This is a genomic window from Gemmiger sp. An194, from assembly GCF_002160145.1.
In the GTDB taxonomy this organism is placed as follows: domain Bacteria; phylum Bacillota; class Clostridia; order Oscillospirales; family Ruminococcaceae; genus Allofournierella.
In genome coordinates this window covers 1-17,738 of sequence record NZ_NFKA01000024.1, presented here as the reverse complement: position 1 = coordinate 17,738, position 17,738 = coordinate 1, and the positions used below count along the sequence as shown (strand labels likewise).

Annotated in this window: 13 protein-coding genes; 10 read left to right on the top strand and 3 right to left on the bottom strand. The window is 63.7% G+C overall.

Features of this window, described 5'->3' with window-relative positions:
• Window positions 1–372 precede the first annotated feature (372 nt).
• The 8 genes from B5F28_RS12740 (at window position 373) to B5F28_RS12705 (ending at window position 8,509) form a co-directional block, all read left to right on the top strand.
• Window positions 373–1,230: an NAD(P)/FAD-dependent oxidoreductase gene (locus tag B5F28_RS12740; RefSeq protein WP_087296246.1), complete on the top strand. Its 858-nt coding sequence runs from the start codon at window positions 373–375 to the stop codon at window positions 1,228–1,230.
• On the top strand, window positions 1,227–2,102 hold the full coding sequence (locus B5F28_RS12735) for a YitT family protein (RefSeq protein ID WP_087296245.1): 876 nt from the start codon (window positions 1,227–1,229) through the stop codon (window positions 2,100–2,102). Before B5F28_RS12740 ends, B5F28_RS12735 begins: the two co-directional genes overlap by 4 nt.
• Before the next feature lie 10 nt (window positions 2,103–2,112).
• Complete coding sequence (locus B5F28_RS12730; protein WP_087296244.1) at window positions 2,113–3,057, top strand: trigger factor; 945 nt, start codon at window positions 2,113–2,115, stop codon at window positions 3,055–3,057.
• A gap of 34 nt (window positions 3,058–3,091) precedes the next feature.
• Entirely contained in the window at window positions 3,092–3,406 is a 315-nt protein-coding gene (locus B5F28_RS12725) for a thioredoxin family protein (protein ID WP_087296243.1), read from the top strand.
• Between the two features lie 351 nt (window positions 3,407–3,757).
• Window positions 3,758–5,500: an ABC transporter ATP-binding protein gene (locus B5F28_RS12720; RefSeq protein WP_087296242.1), complete on the top strand. Its 1,743-nt coding sequence runs from the start codon at window positions 3,758–3,760 to the stop codon at window positions 5,498–5,500.
• Complete coding sequence (locus B5F28_RS12715; RefSeq protein WP_087296241.1) at window positions 5,497–7,251, top strand: ABC transporter ATP-binding protein; 1,755 nt, start codon at window positions 5,497–5,499, stop codon at window positions 7,249–7,251. The genes B5F28_RS12720 and B5F28_RS12715 overlap by 4 nt, the downstream gene beginning before the upstream one ends.
• Before the next feature lie 222 nt (window positions 7,252–7,473).
• Entirely contained in the window at window positions 7,474–7,740 is a 267-nt protein-coding gene (locus B5F28_RS12710; protein WP_087296240.1) for a hypothetical protein, read from the top strand.
• Window positions 7,741–7,813: 73 nt separating this feature from the next.
• Window positions 7,814–8,509: a LytR/AlgR family response regulator transcription factor gene (locus B5F28_RS12705; RefSeq protein ID WP_158097604.1), complete on the top strand. Its 696-nt coding sequence runs from the start codon at window positions 7,814–7,816 to the stop codon at window positions 8,507–8,509.
• A gap of 104 nt (window positions 8,510–8,613) precedes the next feature.
• Here the strand turns inward: B5F28_RS12705 and B5F28_RS12700 are convergent, their stop codons facing one another.
• The 3 genes from B5F28_RS12700 to B5F28_RS12690 all read right to left on the bottom strand — a co-directional run bounded on the left by B5F28_RS12700 (window position 8,614) and on the right by B5F28_RS12690 (window position 15,575).
• On the bottom strand, window positions 8,614–9,891 hold the full coding sequence (locus B5F28_RS12700) for an L-cysteine desulfidase family protein (protein ID WP_087296238.1): 1,278 nt from the start codon (window positions 9,889–9,891) through the stop codon (window positions 8,614–8,616).
• Window positions 9,892–9,912: 21 nt separating this feature from the next.
• Window positions 9,913–12,795, bottom strand: coding sequence for an insulinase family protein (locus B5F28_RS12695; RefSeq protein WP_087296237.1), 2,883 nt, complete (start codon window positions 12,793–12,795; stop codon window positions 9,913–9,915).
• A 329-nt stretch (window positions 12,796–13,124) separates the two neighbouring features.
• A complete protein-coding gene (locus B5F28_RS12690) occupies window positions 13,125–15,575 on the bottom strand; it encodes a glycoside hydrolase family 3 protein (protein ID WP_087296236.1) in 2,451 nt (816 codons plus the stop codon).
• A gap of 305 nt (window positions 15,576–15,880) precedes the next feature.
• Here B5F28_RS12690 and B5F28_RS12685 point away from each other — a divergent pair, with 305 nt between their 5' ends.
• Entirely contained in the window at window positions 15,881–16,729 is an 849-nt protein-coding gene (locus tag B5F28_RS12685) for a hypothetical protein (protein ID WP_087296235.1), read from the top strand.
• Window positions 16,730–16,760: 31 nt separating this feature from the next.
• A complete protein-coding gene (locus B5F28_RS12680) occupies window positions 16,761–17,675 on the top strand; it encodes a DNA gyrase inhibitor YacG (protein WP_087296234.1) in 915 nt (304 codons plus the stop codon).
• Window positions 17,676–17,738: the final 63 nt, after the last annotated feature.

Genomic DNA, 17,738 nt, shown 5'->3' with positions numbered 1-17,738 from the left:
TCAAATGTGTTCCTGGCAAGCGATTTGTCAAGGGGGCTTTTTCTTTCCGTGACAAAATATGCCCGCCCCATTGGATAACCATAGCAATTCGGTAGCTTTTCCAAATCGGCCCGCATGTCCAAAATGTCGGCCGATGCCTGGTGGGCAGGGCGCTTGTGAGGAAAGGTGGGAGACTTGACAAAATATGCGCCATACAGATCCGGCGCCGAAGGGCAAATCGAAGGGCCAAATGAAAAAGTTCAAACGCTGGCGGCCCCTGAGCCTCGCCCCGGCAAAATAGGCCGGATTTCGGACGAGATAGACAATCCCCCTTGAGCTGCGGCAGCGGGCCCTGTATACTGCATAATAAAAGATGGACAGGAGGCGCCGTTCATGTGGGATTTGCTGATCGTGGGCACCGGCCCGGCCGGGGTATCTGCCGCGTTGACCGCCAGGGCCAGGGGGCTTTCGTTCCTCTGGTTTGGCAGCCGGCGGCTCAGTGACAAGGTCGAAAAGGCAGAGCGTATCCTGAATTACCCCGGCCTGCCCCGGGTGACCGGCCGGGAGCTGCGGGACGCTTTTCTGCGGCAGGTGGATGATCTTGGCATCCCAATCCAGCAAGCACGGGTGGCGGCGGTCTACGAGATGGGCGGGCACTATGCTGTCTGCGCCGGGCCGGATTTCTATGAAGGGCGCTGCCTGATCCTGGCCACCGGCGTGGCGGCACGCGGGCAGATCCCCGGCGAAAACCGGCTGCTGGGCAAGGGGGTCAGCTGCTGCGCCACCTGCGACGGCGAGCTGTACCGCGGGCGGAACATCGCGGTGGTGTGCGAAAGCCAGAGCCTGGAGGAGGACGTCCGCTTTTTGCAAAGCGTGGCGGGCCATGTGGAACTGTTCTGCACCTACGCGGGCGGCCTGGCCGATACACCGGGCTGCCACAAAGGCCGGCCCCAGACCATCGAGGGGGACGACCGGGTGACCGGGGTGCGCTGGGCGGATGCGACCCTCCCGGTGGAGGGCGTGTTCTGCCTGCGGGAAACGGTGGCCCCGCAGGCGCTCCTATCCGGCCTTGCCATGGAAAACGGCCATATCCAGGTGGACCGGGCCCAGCGCACCAACCTGCCCGGCTGCTTTGCCGCCGGGGACTGCACCGGCCGCCCCTACCAGTACGCCAAGGCAGTGGGCGAGGGCAATGTGGCGGTGCACAGCGCGCTGGCTTTCTTGGCACAACCGCAGGAGGAGCCGCGATGAAACCCGGCTGGCTGGGCTACCTGGGGCGGCTGGCGGGCGTGCTGGCCGGCAATGCGCTGCTGGCCTACGGGGTGGCAGCGGTCTACCTGCCTGCCGGGCTGGCGGTGGGCGGCGCCACTGGCGTAGGGCTGATCCTCCACACACTGTTTGGGCTGGACACCGCTGTGTCCGTCTTTGTGCTGAACCTGGGCCTGCTGGTGGCCGGATGGGCCTGCATCGGGCGGGAGTTTGCCATCAACACAGCGGCCGGGTCGCTGGCCTATCCAGTGTTTCTGGGGCTGTGCCAGCGTTTGCCCGCCTTTTCCCTGCTCGAAACCGACCGCTTCGCGGCCCTGGTGTGCGGGGCCTGCTTTGTGGGGGCCGGCGTGGGGGTTACACTTCGGGCCGGCGCTTCCACCGGCGGCAGCGACTCGCTGGCCATGATCCTGCACCGAACCATCCGGCTGCCGGTAGCGGGGGTCAAAATGGCCGCTGACTACGGCGTGATGGCCATGGCGTTCTGGATGGCTGGCGGGCGCAACCTTTGGTTCAGCGTGATGGCCCTGGCCATCGAAACTTTTGTGATGAACCGGACCATGCTGGCGGGCGCCGCCCAGCTGCAGCTGCTGGTGATCTCCGACCACTACGAGGAGATCCGGCAGGCCCTGCTTTGCGAGGCACAGGCCGGCGTGACGATGCTCCACGCAGACACCGGCCTGCGGCGGACGCCGGGCAGCGTGGTGTTCTGCGTCATCCCTAACAAGAAGCTGTACGGCGTCAAGGCGGCCATCCGCCGCATCGACCCCGGCGCATTTTTGACCATCGCCGCCGTCCGGGAAGTGCAGGGCCAGGGGTTCACCGCCGCGCGCATCCCCCTGCCGGTGGGAAAATAGGAGGAAACGTATGCAATCCAAACTTGTTGCCGCCAAGGACTACCATGAAGTGGCTCTGGACATCCCGGCGTTTGTGCCCGACCAGGCCGCTCTGCAAAAAGAGCTGGACCGGCTCCGCAACCCGTATGTGACCTGGGAGCCGGGCGGCACGGCGGCTGCCGGCGATATGCTCCGCTGCTCGCTGCACTCTGCGCTGCCGCGCTTTCAAAAAGACAGCATCCGCTTTGTGGCGGGCAGCGGGATGTACAATCCAACGCTGGAAGCCCTGGCCATCGGCATGCAGGCCGGCGAGACCCGCACGGCGACCTTGCCGGAGGGCGAGGTCGCCCTGACCGTGCAGGCCGTGCAAAAGCGGGTTGTGCCCGCGCTGACCGACGAGATGGCCGCCGCGTGCAAGCTGCCGGGGGTGCGCACGGTGGCCGGGTACCGGCGCTACCTGCTGGCGCAGCAGCGGGACAAAGCCGCCGCGCAGGCCGCCTGGACGCTGGCCGCCCGGATCAAGCGGGCGGTGCTGGACGAATCCGCGTTTGTGCTCTGCAAGGCGGACTGGAAGCAGGCGGTGGAGCGGGAGCTGGACCGCTGCCGGGCCATCGCCCGGCAGAGCGGCATGGTGCTGGAACAGATGACCCCCGAGCAGTTTGCCGGGAACATCCCGGTCAAGAGCTACGCCGAACTGGTGGCCATGACCCAGGACACCTGCTTTGACAGCCTGCGCTGCTGCCTGCTGGGGCAGCATTACGCCCAAAACGATGGCTTTGCCGTGACCGAGGCGGGCTACGCCGCGTTCCTGCAGGACTACGCCGCCACCTGGCATACCACCGCGGAGGAGGCCCGGGCCGCCATGCCCAAAGAAACCTATACATTCAACCAGTACGCTGCCCATGCCGAGGAGGTCTGGCGCGCCCACGCGGACCGGCTGTACCGGGACAAAAACCCGCTGCCCGACGCGGAATGACCCATCCCCATGAAACACAACAGGAGGCACCCCTATGATTCAACAGGCCAACAGCGAAAACTTTGAAAGCCTTGTCCAAGACGGTTTTGTGATCGTCGATTTTTACGGCACCACCTGCGTGCCCTGTAAGCTCTTTGCCCGCATTCTCGAGGATTTGGACGCCGAGATTCCCTTTTTGAACATCGTCAAGCTCAACACCACCGAGAACCCCGGCCTGGCCGAACAGTACGGCATCCGAGCGGTGCCCACCGTCCAGTTTTACAAGGACGGCAAGCTGGTCCACAGCCATGTGGGCGTGATGCAGCCGCAGCAGGTCAAGGATGTGATCGCCCGGTACATGTATGACTGAGCCCTGCGGCGGAAAGCGGCAGAATAGACCCGCAACCGGACAAAATCGACACCGCTGCTGTTTTCCCGTGTAAAAATGTGGTAAAATACAGCCAATAACCAAGCCGGTCGTCTGGGAAAGGATGTGTGCAGGATGAAAGCGGCAGCCCTCACACAGCCAAACCCGGCGCCGCCGGCCCCTGCCGCCCGAACGCTTGACCGGGCGCAGGCAGGACAGTAAAGTCAATGGAGACCTAGCCAGTTTTGTGCGCGGCTGCGGCACCCCCGGCCACCGGGCGCGCCGCGCTCCCCGCAAAACCGGCGGGTCTCTCTTGCTTTCCGGGGCATTGCCGGAAAGGGAAGGGAGGAACAAATGGAACAGAACGCATTGTTCCGCAAGCGGTACGGCAGTTTCCGGCGCTTTTTTGCCATGCTGGGCAAGGCGCGGCTGCCTTATCTCTGGATCGTGGGGTATCTGGCGGTATCGGCCCTCATTGCCAATGTGAGCGTCAGCACGACCGAATACAGCGCCGCGCTGTTCGCCGGCCAGGTGGGCCTTTTCGCCGTCGTGCTGCCCTACCTGTTTTTTACGCTGCTATCGCTGGTGATCGGCTCCATTTCCAGCCTGACAAGCAACCTGTGCCTGGCGCGGATCGACCGGAACCTGCGGCGGATGGTGTGGAAAAAGGTCGTGCATCTGCCGCTGCAATTCTATGAGGCCAACAACCCCAAGGAGCTGCTCAGCCGCATCACCACCGATGTAACCAGCATCAGCACCCTGATCATGCAGGTGCTTTTGCCGGTGTTCACCACGGCGTACTCCAGCCTGCTGATGCTGGGGCGCGTTTCCAGCTATGACCAGCGGCTGATGTGGGCGCTGGTGATCGTGCTGCCCGTCAACATCCTGATCTCCTTTGTTTTGGGGCGGATGCGCTTTGGCGTGGCGGACCTGATCAACCGGCGCAACGCACAGCTGACCGCGGCCATCGCGGAGCGGGCCAACAATATGCTGCTGATCAAGTCGATGGGCACCGAGGAAAAAGAAGCGGTCGCCGGCGAAGCACGGATGAAAGCCTCCTACCAGGCCGAGGTGACCGACCTGTGGGTGCGCGGCCTGGCGCTGCCGATCAACGCCATCGCCAGCGCGCTGCAAAGCGTGGCGATCATCTTGGCGGGCCGTGCCTTCTACAGCGCCGGCGCCCTGGACCTGACCCAGTGGATCGCCTACTACGGGTTTGCGATCCAGCTCACAAACATCCTCAGCAACTACTGCAATTCCTGGTCCAATTTCAAGGGCGCGCAGGGATCTGTGGACCGCGTGTCCCAAATCATGGACGAGCGGGAGGAGCCGTTGGACGAGGGCTGTGCTGCGGAAGTGCTCCGGGGGAACATCTCGCTGCGGGACGTGTGCTTCTCCTACGGGGACACAGCGCTGTTTACCGGTCTCAACGCCGAGATCCCTGCCGGAAAAATTACCGCGATCGTGGGCCCTTCCGGCAGCGGCAAGACAACGCTGCTGAACCTGATCGACCGGCTGTACCCGCTGGCAAAGGGGACCATCGCCGTGGACGGGCGGGACATTGCCGGTATTTCCCTGCACAGTTTCCGCCAGGCCGTTGGGTATGTGACGCAGGAGAGCGTGATGTATTCCGGCACCATCCGGCAAAACCTGCTGTATGGTTTGGACCGTACGCCGGACGACCAGGAACTGGACCGGGTCTGTGAGGCCGTGGGCATTCTGGATTTTGTGCGGGAGCAGCCGGAAGGCTACGACACGCCGGTCGGGGAAGCCGGGGCCAGCCTGTCCGGCGGGCAGCGGCAGCGCTTCTCGGTAGCGCGGGCACTTTTGCAGAAGTCGGACATCCTGCTGCTGGACGAGGCGACCGCCGCCATGGATATATCCGGCAAGGACTGTGTCTGGAAGAGCATCCGCACCCTGATGGCCGGCAAGACGGTGGTGTATGTGGCCCACGACGCCCAGACGCTGCAAAACGCCGACTGGATCCTGGTGCTGGAACACGGGACGGTCACCGCGGCGGGCGATCGCCAGACGGTTTTGCAGCAAAGCGCGTTCTGCCGTGAAATGATGGACCTGAAAGGAGGGGCCTCCGCATGAAAAACAAGCAGAAAGCCAAGTTCTCCTTTGGGGCGTACCTGTCCTTTTTTACCCGCTTCCCGATCCCGTGGTGGCTGTTTTTGCTCTCGCTGCTTCTGGGCTTTGCCAACACCGAGGTCGTTCTGGCCGTCTCCAACTATCTGATCCGCATCAACAAGGGTGAGCTGTACAACGGGGTCATCATCGGCTATGCGCTGATGAACGTTTTCAACGCCCTGCTCAGCATGCTCATCAACCTGACCGGCGGGTACGGCAGCGCCCTGGTCACACTGCGGGCGCGCAAACTGCTCTGGCGCAAGATCCTCCACCTGCCCATGCGGGAGGTGGAGCGCCGCCAGCCCTCCGCCCTGATCTCCGGACTGGTCAACGACATCACCCAGGCCAGCCTGGTGGTCCAGATGGCATTTAACACCATCGTGTCCCTGTACAGCTTTTTCCGCTGCTGCTGGGAGATGTACCGCTTTGACGGCACGCTCTCGCTGTATATGCTGCTGTTGCTACCCATCGCGGTGCTGGTGTTCGCGCTGGTGGGCCATCTGCAATACCAGATGATGCTCCGACGGTACGACAGCCTGAACGTGATGACCACCTTTTTCTCCGAGCATATCTCGGCGGCCAAACACGTCAAGGCCCAGGCGATGGAGGACCTGGAAGTGACGGAGGGACTGAAAGCCATTGATTCGCGGTACAAGGCCGACCTCTACTACGCCTTCATGGTGGCGGTTCAGACGCTGTCCAACTCCCTCTACAACACCATCGGCACCATCGTCATCGCGTTGTGCGGGTCGGATTTGATCCGGCAGGGCAAAATGACCGAGACCGGCATCAACGATTTCTCCACCTACAAGGGCCGGGTGGACCAGTATACGGCGGAGGTGCTGACCCACTACCAGACCCTCAAGGGCACCCAGGGCGCTTTGCAGTATGTGGGCGTGCTGCTGGACGGCCCGGAGGAGGACCCCCAGGCCGGCGATCCGCTGCCGGACAAACAAACGGCGCAGGATATCCGGCTGGAGCGGGTCTCGTTCGGCTACATCCCCCAGCAGCCGGTGCTGCACGATTTGTCCTTCACGATCCCCCATGGCAAGGTGACGGCCATCATCGGCAACAACGGCTCGGGCAAATCCACCCTGCTCAAACTCCTCCAGGGCATCTATGCGCCGGACAGCGGCCGTATCTGGCTGGGCAGCACGCCGGTGGACGAGTCGAAGCCCTGCGAACTGCGGCGGCAGTTCGGGTATATCCTGCAAAATAACCCGCTCTTCTCCGGGTCGGTCCGCGACAACATCGCCTACGGCGAAACCGGCTCGGCCGACCAGCGCCGGGTCGAGCAGGCGGCCCGCCTGGCCGATGCCGACAGCTTTATCCGCCAGTTGCCAAACGGCTATGACACCGACGTGGGCGCGGCGGGGGCGCTGCTGTCCGGCGGCCAGCGGCAGCGCATCGCCATTGCGCGGGCCCTGTATATCCGCCCCGCCTACCTGCTGATGGACGAAGCCGGGGCCAGCCTTGACCACCGCAGCGACGCGGCGATCTTCCGCACAGTGCGCGAGGAACTCAAGGGCCATACCATCATTGTGGTGGCGCACGATATGCGCACAGTGATGGATGCCGACCTCATTGTTGTGCTGAACCACGGCGAACTGGAAGCCACCGGCACCCACGACGAATTGCTGGCGGCCAGCCCGACCTATCGGGACTATCTGAAAAAGCAGGGCTTTGCCCTGCCCGGGGAGGAGGCGGCGAAATGAAACGGTTTACGGTGATCTTCTCGATCCTGCTGGTGCTTTGTTTTGGCGGCACCCTTGCGTATGTGGCCGCCACGCCGGATTTCGTGCCGCCGTCCGCCGCCGTACCGGCGGCGCAGGCGGAGGACCCGGACGCCCCGGTCTGGAACGAAACGATGGACAGCCTTCTTGCCTGTTTGGAAGAGAAGGGGCTGATCAGCGGGGAGCGCCTCACGCTGGCCAGCGATGGGGCTGTGCTCGCTGGCCGTCTCGGAGAGCGGGGCCGAGTTCTACTGGTGGGACCTGGATGCGCTGGACAAGGACAGCGCCGAGTACGCCGCCTATGAAAGCCTGAAAACTGAGGGCAGCATTGACCTGTTCAACAGCGGCAGCCTGATCTCCCCGGCCAGCAACGGCCCGTTCGCGCTGCTGACAACGGGCTACACCGGCGACGTGGACGCGCTGACCGATGCGTTTATGGCCTTTGGGCAAAGTGAAACAGAAGCGGGGTGAAGAGATGAAAATGCGGGCTCTTCTCGTCGAAAGCGATCAAAAACGCAGGGCGCAACTGTGGAACCTGCTGCGCATGTATCAAGTGTTTACACTGGCAGGCGAGGCGGACACTTCGGAGGAGGCTGTGACCCTGCTCCAGAAGCAGAAGGTGGATGTTGTATTTTGCAACCACCAGCCGGCCCCGCCCAACCGCACCAGCACGGGGGATTGGTTGGCCACGGTTCTCGCCCAAAACCAGCCGGACATACAGGTCGTGATGTACGCCGACACCACAGAGTGGGCGTTTGAAGCCTACCGCAGCCAGTGCGCCGGCTACCTGCTGCTGCCCTTCGACCCGCTGGCGCTGCAGGCGCTGGTCAACCGCCTGCGCTATGTGTTCGATTTGCAGCAGACCAAGCGGGAAGCCGCCAACCGCAGCCTGCTCATCAAAACGCGCAGCGGCTACCAGCTCACGCCGGTCATCGACATTTTGTTTGTCGAGCGCAGCAACCGCAAAAACCGCATCGTCACCCAGTCCGGCACCGAGATCCACCCGCTGGGCTACACGATGAACCAGTTGGAACAGATGCTGGAGGGGTGCGGCTTTTACCGGTGTTACCAGTCCTTTATCGTCAACCTGTCCAAGGTTTCCTTCATCCGGGCGGATGGCAACAGCAAAACCTATGCCATCCAGTTTGACGGCTATGACGGCGAAATCCTGCTCAGCCGGGACAAATACCCCGAATTGATCGCCTTGCTGAAAGAAAAATACGCCAACATTGACTTTTGAAAAACCGGCCTGCCGGGGACATCTCTCGATCTCCCGGCAGGCCGGTTTTTATTGCTATTCGTTTGGGTTTGGCGCCGGCGGCGAGGCTTTGGCTGGCTTGCCTCTCAGCACATCCCGCTGGTCATCAGCCGGATGATCGTGCGGTCGGTCTCCCGCATTCCCTCGCTGGCCAGGGTGCCCACATTGCGGATGGTGTTCTCAACGCCCTTGACCACAATGCCGTCGCCGCCGTAAAACTGGCTGTGGTGCTGCTGCATCTTCCAGCCAAGCAACCCCGCCTCCACCGCCGAGGCGATCTTGGCCGCGCAGCTGGCCTTGGCGCCGTCGCAGATCATGCCCGAGTCGATGGCCACCGCGTTGACGATGGTGTGGGCGATCTCCTTGTACCGGCCGCCGTGCAGGTAGCACACCCCGGCCCCGGCACCGCACCCGGCGGCGGTGGCCCCGCAGTAGGCGGACAGGCTGCCGATGCCGGTTTTCAGGTGAATGGTCACCAGGTTTGAAACCACCAGCGCCCGGTAAAGTTCCTCCTGCGCCGAGCCCAGCGCCCGGGCGTAAATGATGACCGGCAGCGAGGCGGTCAGCCCCTGGTTGCCGCTGCCCGAGTTGATGACCACCGGCAGCTCGCAGCCGTTCATCCGGGCATCCGACCCGGCGGCGGCCCAGGCCTTGGCCCGATTGTGGGTGGAGTCGCCGTAGGATTCCAGCAAAATCCGCCCGATGTTTGCGCCCCATTGGCCCTGCAGGCCCTCCCGGGCAATGGCGGTGTTGCAATCGATCTGCCGCTGCAACACCGGCTGCACGTCGGCGATCTTAACGGCGTCCGCAAACTCGACGATGCGCTCCACCGTCAAAAGGCTGCGGTCGGTGGCGTGCTTGGGGCCTTCCTCGGTGTAGGGGCGGTCGAGCAGCACGGCGCCGTCCTGTTCCAGCCGGATGACGTTGGTGTGGAAGCCGGCGATCTCGGCAAAGGCGGTGTGGCCGCCGCTCGAAACCCGCACCTGGATGTCAAAAATAAAGTCTTTGTCCGACGGGTGGACGTGGACGATGCCCCGCTTTTCATAGGCTGCGATCTCTTCCACCTGCTCCGGCGTGATGCCGGCCAGCACCTGCAATTTGGCGTCGGCGTCGCCCGCCACAATGCCCGCGGCGGCGGCGACGGTCAGCCCGCGCTGGCCGCCGGTGTTGGGCACGACAACGCTCTTGACGTTCTTGATGATGTTGGCGCTGGCGTACACCTGCACATCCTCCGGCAGGCAGCCCAGCGTCTTGCGGGCCAACGCGGCGCAGTAGGCCACGGCAATGGGCTCGGTGCAGCCCATCGCGGGCTGCAATTCCTCGGCCAGGATGGCACAGTATTCGCTGTAGATTTTGTCCTCCATGGTATCCTCCTCAGTGGCCTTTCAAACGCTCTCGATGTGGTCCAGGCCGCAGGCTTCCAACTGGGGCCGGCCGCCCACTACGCAGACGCCGCCTTGCAGCGCCGTTTCAAGCGCGTCGGCCAGGGCCAGCAGCGTGTCCGGCGTGGCGGACAGTAGCGCTTTGCGGCGGCGACAGCGCTCGGCGTAGTCCACGCCCTGCCAGTACCAGGTGTCGGCGGTGGTGCCCTGGGCCTGGGGCGAGAGCAGCGGCTCGCTGTCCGACACTGCGCCGATGATGAGGCCCGTCAAATCGCGGCCCTCCCGGCAGAACTGGCGCAGAAATTCCGCGCAGCGGGTATAGGCCTGCAAGCTCTGCACGCCCCGCGGGTCGCGGTAGGACCAGCAGGCCGCCAGGCCGGTGTCCCGCACCGCCAGCCCGGTGCCGTAAGCGCCGCCCTGTACCCGCACGGCGTTCCACAGGTATTCAAGCCCCAGCAGCTTGGATGCCAGCTGCCAGGCGCCGGTGTAGGGCTGCCCGCCTGCCAGAACGTTGCCGCCGCAGCAGGCAAAAGCGATGTCGGCCGGGATGGCGATGCCCTCCCGCCGCGCGCCCCAGGGGGCCAGCGCGGTGGCTTCGGGGGCGGCGGCGCCTGCGGGCAGGGCCGCGGCCAGCCGGGCGGCGGTCTGCCCGGCCAGGTCATGGTCGGTGGTCACGGCCAGCGTCAGCCGGGCCTGGCAGGCGATGGCGTCCAGCAGGCTTTGCAAGGCCGGGCGCAGGGCGGCCCAGTCCCAATGATCCTCCTGGGCTTTGACCCACTGGTAGCCCGCAAACCCGGTCAGATATTCCTGCGCCGCGCCGGCAGCCGAGAACTGCGCCGCCAGCCGGCCAATGCCCACATTGTGCCCGGCCATGATGCAGTTCTGCATCCGCTGCGTCCGCAGCTGGCGCAGAATGTCTCGGGCGGCAGGCTCGGCGCTCAGGTCGGTGGTGGTCAGCACCTCGGCGGCCAGGTCCAGCGCTGCGTCTAGCTTGGGCTCCAGCGCGCTCAGGCTCAGGCAGAGCTTGACATGGCAGCGGTCGGTCTCGCCGGGGATCGCATAGGCGGTGGCGTAAAATCGCAGTTCGCCGCAGGTCAGCCGGATGCAGTCGTTGAGCTGTTCTGCCGTGTAATGCCGGGTGGGCAGGTGGCCCAGCAACTGGCACAGATAGCCGAGCTCGCTCATCTGCTCGGGGCGCAGGCCGTCGGCGTCCAAGTAGAAGGTCACGTAGACAATGCCCCGCGTCTTGACCCGGTGCCGCAGCACCGGAATCCCCGCCCATGTGGCCGTTTCCAGCGGCAGGTCGGTGGGGGCGGCGGGCAGGTCGGCCAGCGTCAGGCTGGGCAGCGTGGCCAGCGCTTCGGGGCTGTCCGGCGTTTGCTGCCAGGCGTCCAGCTCCTGCTGCTTTTGTTGCAGCGCGGTGCGGTCGGCTTCGGTCCAGGCGGCGGCCTCCCGGGCCAGACGGTCAGCCTCGGCCTGGCGGCGGGCCTCGCCGGCGGTGTGGCTCGGGGTCAGCACCACCTTGGCCTTGTGCGGGTTTTCAAGGAAGATGCGCCGCAGCAGCTCCTCAAAGTAGCCCTCGCGCATCTTGGCGCGCAGGCTGTCGAACAGCGCGCCCACCTGCAAGTTGGCTTCCGGCTGGCCGCCGTACAGCCAGCTTTCCAGCGTCTGCATACACAGGCCCACGCCCGGCGTGTAGGGGCCGGAATCCCGCTCCCGCATCTCAAATTCCCGCCGGGCCAGGGCGGCTTCCAGCTTGGCGCGGTCGATGCCCTGCTCGGCCAGGCGGCGCAGCTCGTCCAGAACCGCCTGCTCGGCGGCGGCCGCGTTCTCGGCGTGCAGGTCGGTGATCTCCATTTGCAGCCAGGGCTGGGCTACGCTGTCATACACCCGCAGCATCAGGTCCTTGGCCAGCTGGCGGGACAAAACTGCCCGGCACAGCGGGGATTCGTTGTCGCCGGCCAGCACCTGGGCCAGCACCCCGGCGGCCACCAGCGTCTCGCGGTCGGCGTAGCTGCCCAGCACAAAGCCGTAGCCCAGACGGGTGCGGCCGGGCTCCTCGGCCTCGCTGGCCACCTCGTACTCGATGCGCTGCACGCCGCCGTCCACCGGGGCTTGCAGCGGCGGGAACACCGTGCGCTCGCTGCGCGCAAAACTGCGCAGATATTCCTCATCCAGCACCCGCAGCACGGTGTCCAGGTCCACGGCGCCGTCCAGAAAGATCAGCGCATTGGAGGGCGCATAGAACTTGCGGTGGGCGGCCAAAAACTGTTCGTAAGTCAGGTCTGGAATGCAGGCCGGGTCGCCGCCCGACACAAACCGGTAGGGCGTGTCGGGAAAGAGGGCACGGTTGAGGGCGTTCGTCTCCAGCTCATCCGCATCGGCGAACGCGCCCTTCATCTCGTTGAACACGACGCCTTTGTAGTGGGGCTGGCCGTCGGCGTCAAACTCGTACCGCCAGCCCTCCTGCCGGAAGATGGCGGGGTTGTGGTAGATGGCCGGGTGGAACACAGCGTCGAGATACACCCGCATCAGGGTCAGAAAGTCCTTGGGGTTGCGGCTGGAAATGGGGTACAGCGTCTTGTCCGGGAAGGTCAGCGCATTCAAAAAGGTGTTCATCGAGTGTTTGAGCAGCTCGACGAAGGGCTCCTTGACCGGGTAGCGGTCCGACCCGCAGAGCACCGAGTGCTCGAGGATATGAAAGACGCCGGTGTCGTCTTTTGGCAGGGTGGGGAAGGCGATGCCAAAGGTTTTATTCTCCTCGTCCCGCTCGAGCCAGACCAGCCGCGCGCCGGTCTGCGTGTGTTCCATCTCGTGTAGGGTGGCGTCGAGCTCGGGCAGCGGGGCCTGCCGGATTTCGGTAAAACCGTGAAGGAGTGTGTTCATGGGTGGTTCCCTCGCTTTCTGCAATGAAAATAGCGGCCGTCCCGGGGGCGGCAGGCGCGAATTGTCCGCTTCTTATACTTACTGTAAAAGGTAGCACCGGTTTTGTCAATTTGGTTTGTCGATTCTGTCCGGTTTGCGTTCTATTTGGTATGGATTTACAGCGCCAACGCTGCAAGCAACACAGAAAAGCGCGCATCCGCCGATGGGGCTGAAACCGAAACGGCGCGGGGATTTGTGTGGCGTGCACAAATCCCCGCGCCGCGTACTATACAAGACAGAAGAATGTCAGCGTGTGAAAGAAATCTCCCAAAGTCACGGCCGTCCGGTGCTCACCCCCCGCGCAGGGCGCTGGCCAGGGCGATCAGGCGGGCGGCGGACTGGCGGGCAGCGGTTTCGGGCAGGCGGCCGTCCGCGAGGGCGGCCCGGATGTCGGCATCATCGTGGGGGTTGCCCGGCATGATGACGTCGTTGCCGGCCCAGGCGCACCGCCAGGGTGTGGAGCCGTCCTGCGGCACGGTGGTATTCCAGTCCGACATGACCAGGCCGGCAAAGCCCCATTCCTGCCGTAGCACGACGGTGCACAGGTCCCGGTTGTTGGCGGCGTGCACCCCGTTGATGCAATTGTAGGCCGACAGGACGGCGGCCGGGGCGGCGGCTTTGACCGCGATCTCAAACCCGCGCAGGTAAATTTCCCGCAGGGCGCGCTCTGACACCCGCGCGTCCACCGCCATACGGTTGTCCTCCTGGTTGTTGCAGGCAAAATGCTTGAGGGTCACCCCGTGCCGCCCGGATTCCTGCACGCCGGCCGTGATGGCCGCCGCCAGCGTGCCGGTGAGCAGCGGATCCTCGGAATAATACTCGAAGTTGCGCCCGCACAGTGGGTTGCGCTGGATGTTCATGCCGGGGGCCAGCCACAAATCCACATGGAACTCGTCCATTTCGCGGCTGACGGCGCGACCCACCTGCGCCAGCAGGTCGGGGTCCCAACTCTGGGCCAGGGCGGTGCCCACCGGGAACGCCGTGCAGAACTGGTAGTAGGTGTCGGCGCTCTCGTGGCGGGGCGGCGCTTCCAGAAAGCCGTTTTCGAGCGAGCCCAGCACCCCGGCGCCGTAGACCTCGCCGGTGGCGCGGTCCGCCTGGTAGCACTGGCGCAGCCGCAGCCCGGCGGGGCCGTCCGCCATAATCAGGCTGGGGATCTGGCGGCTGGCCTCCAGCGCTTCGGAGGTCTCGCCGGCGGAACCGGGCACCCGGATCCCCGCCGAGCCCAGCGTGCTGGCCCCCGCCGTGATGTTGCCGTACAAAAGCGGCACCAGGCTGTCCAAATCCCCTTCGGCCAACAGCGGTGCGGCGGGCGCCGGGGCCGCCGGGGCCACCGGCACAAACTTGTACACCGGCAGGTCGTACTCCACTTTCTGGCGCCACTGGTCGGCTTCCCTGTCCTGTGCACCGGGGGCGGCGCCCAGTTCCCCAATGGGGTGCTGCGGCGGGCAGATCGGATGGGTGCGCTCCATCGTCACCGCCGCATCCACCTCGAGCAGCGCGCACAGGCGCAGCGCGTCGCTGCTGTTGCCCACCCAGACGCCGTACAGGCCCGCGTCCACCACCCAGGCGTTCTGTTCCGGGTGGAAGGCCGCCAGTTGCTTTTGCGGGATCTCGAGGGTCAGGGTCTGGGTTTCGCCGGGGGCGAGCCGCCGGGTCTTGGCAAAGCCGGCCAGCCGCCGTTCCCGCGGCAGTTCCCCCTGCGGGGCGCTGAGGTAGACCTGCGCAACCTCCCGCCCGGCAAAGCGGGCGCCAGTGTTGGCCACCTCCACCTGCACGGCCAGGTGGCCCGGCTGGACATCCAGCCCGGCGGCGCGCAGCGCAAAGGTCGTGTAGGACAGCCCGAACCCGAAGGCGAACAGCGGCCGGACGCCGAAACTGTCAAAGTAGCGGTAGCCCACATAGACCCCGTCGCGGTAGGTGTCCTGGCTGACATCGCCGTTCAGGCTGCCGAACGCGCGGGCGCAGGGGATGTCGTCGTACCGGCGGGCCCAGGTGGCGGTCAGCTTGCCCTCCGGCACAGCGCGGCCCAGCAGCACATCGGCCACGGCCTGCCCGCCCTGCTGCCCGAGCTGGGAAAGCTGCAAAATGGCGTCGAGATGCTGCATGCCGTCCAGCAGGCCGGCGAGTTCCACCGGGCCGCCGGCGTTGAGGAGCAGGACCACCGGTAGGCCGCTTTCGTCCAGCGTTTGCAGGTCGGCCCGCTCGGCGTCGCTGAGGTAGTAGTCGCCGGGTTCCAGCCGGCGGTCCTTTCCCTCGCCGGCGATGCGGCTGATGACGTAGAGGGCCGCTTTGGCGCCTTTGAGGTCCTGCGGCCGGATGGTGCGGCCCTCGGGCAGGGCAAAGGGGCGGGTCGCGTAGGCGTCAAACGGGTTGTCCACCTGTTTGGCGGCGGCCAGCACCTGCGCCCGCCAGTCTTCCCGCGCGCGGGTATAGCGGGCCTCGCAGTCGGCCAGCCAGTCCTCGCTCGTCAGCGGGACGCCGGCCTCTTTGAGGCCCTGCCAGATCGAGACGCTGGCCCGGTTGTTCACATCGCCGGAACCGGTGCCGCCCTTGACCGTCCGCCCGGCCCCGGCGCCGAACAGCGCTACCGGCGCGCCGGGGTTCAGCGGCAGCACACCGCGGTTTTTCAGCAAAACGATCCCCGCGGCGGCCGCCTGGCGGGCCAGGGCGGCGTTCTCCTGTTCCCGTGGGCTCGGGGCCGGGTCGCGGGTGCCGCTGTGCGTAAATGGTTGTTCCATAACAAATGTGCCGGGTCAGAAACACGGCGTTTTTATCTGCCATAGAACCTCTCTTTCTTGCGCTTTCAGTGCATCCGGTGTATACTGTTGTTATAGTTCCGTTGCTTGTAACCTGTGATTATGTTACTACTTTTTTGTGTCAAGCCTGAACATGGCGAAAGCCCCCTTTCTCCTGCATGAACGAGCCAATGTAACCTAAGTAACTTGTTTTCAGATTACTCTTTCACTAATAGGAGAAATCCGGGGTGCAAAACGGAACCATTTTTGAAAAATCGCAAAATATTTTTTTTAAAAGAGGTGGGGTCATGGCGTATCTGTCTGATGACGAGCTTCTGGATACCGAGGGTGGCTTCACCGGATGGGACAATGGGACAGGCGCAGGGGCGGAAGAAACGCTGGAACAGGCGCTTGCGGAAGAACGTCTGGCCGAGCTGGAAAATGAGCTGGAGCAGGACGAGCATCCCGTCGATTATGATGCCGAACTGGAAACCGAGGAAGAAGAAGCCGCCCCGGTCAGCGAAAAGCGACTGAAACGGGAGCTGCGGGCCGAGGCCATACGGCGGCTGGAGGAAGCCGCACGCACCGAAAAGGATTTCCGGGCCGTGGTGGAGGAATGGAACAAGCTGGACCGGAACCGGGAGCGCCGGGAACGGGACCACGAAAACTTCCGTGGGGATGTGCCGCTGGAATATCAGGCGGTGCCGGAACCGAAACTCATTCCCCGCTGGATGAACAACCCCGCATACCGTCAGCTGATGGCCGGGAACTTTCTGGACATCCTGTTTGACTGCCCCTATGAGATGCACAACCTGACCGCTGATCCCTTTATTTCCCGCATGGTGGAGGAACTAAGCGAGGAACACAAGGAAGTTTTGTATTTTCTCTCTTTGCGGTTGTACAGCACCACCCGGCTTGCCGCTGTCCGTGGGCAGTCTGACCGCAATATCCGCAAGCTGCGAAAGACCATCCACAAAAAATTGCAGCGCCAGATGTATGACCATCTGTGTGGCAAGCAGGAGCATGGCAGTAGCTTGACCTTGCGGGAACGCCAGTTTTTGGAGGAATACTCGAAAATTGCAAGGAAACGGGGCAAGGACGCCGTGATCCGGCGGGAGAATAAGACCAAGCGCAGAAAAAAGAAAAACCGCCCCTGATAATTGGGACGATTAAGGAGAAAGGGCGTGTATGATGAAAAATTTATTTGAACAGTCCCGTTCCCATTGGGTGCGGTACGATCACTATGAGCTGAAAACAGCGGAAGATGGCAAGCGGTATATCACCCCCGGCAAGAGCGCAAAGCCGGATGTCTACAATCCGCTGAAAGAGGTCCCCAACATTGTGCTGGATGCGCTGAATGTGGGGATGCTGATGATGGGGCGCAAGCCGGAAGCAGAAGTGGAAAAGGCGGTAATGGAGTTTATCACCCGGTACGGCCTGCTGGGGCTGATGACCGCCCTGCCCACCACGCCGTCCTTTATGGACTATGAGGCGGTATACCTGCCCAAAAACCACTTCATTAAGGAAGAATCCATGGCGACAGACAAATACCTGTCCCTGTTTTATCCTTTTGACCAGCTGGACTTGGTGAAGAAAGGCATAGAATCCACGTGGAATGTGTCCGGTGACCGGACGATGATTGCCCTGACCATGACCTTCATGGACGAGCCGATGGCGAAAAACATGAGCTTCCAGCGGGAATATGCGGAACCCTACGAGTGGGTTGCTCAACAGTTCAAGGACTGGGCCTTTACGCTGACCACCGCCTTTTTCTACTACAATGACTATGATTTCATGGGCGAGGACGAACGGGGGCTGCACCGCAAGGCTATGGCCGCATTTGGCGGGATTGCCCCCACATACCACATTGAGCTGCTGGATAAGCCCACCATTTACTGGGATTTTCACTCCCTGCTGCTGGGTATCCAGATGATGTTCAGCTTCATGCTGGTGGACGGTGACCAGCCCCTGCGCCTGTGCAAGCACTGCCAGAAGGTGTTCCTGGGCAGCCGATCCAACGCTGCCTTTTGCAGCCCACGGTGCAAGAACCAGTACAATGTCTACAAGAGCCGTTCTAAAAAGGGCGGAGATGAGGAGGAATGATACGCTATGGAAATTCTGAAACTCAGGGAACACAGCGAACTGGCATCGGAGGCCGCAGAGTGG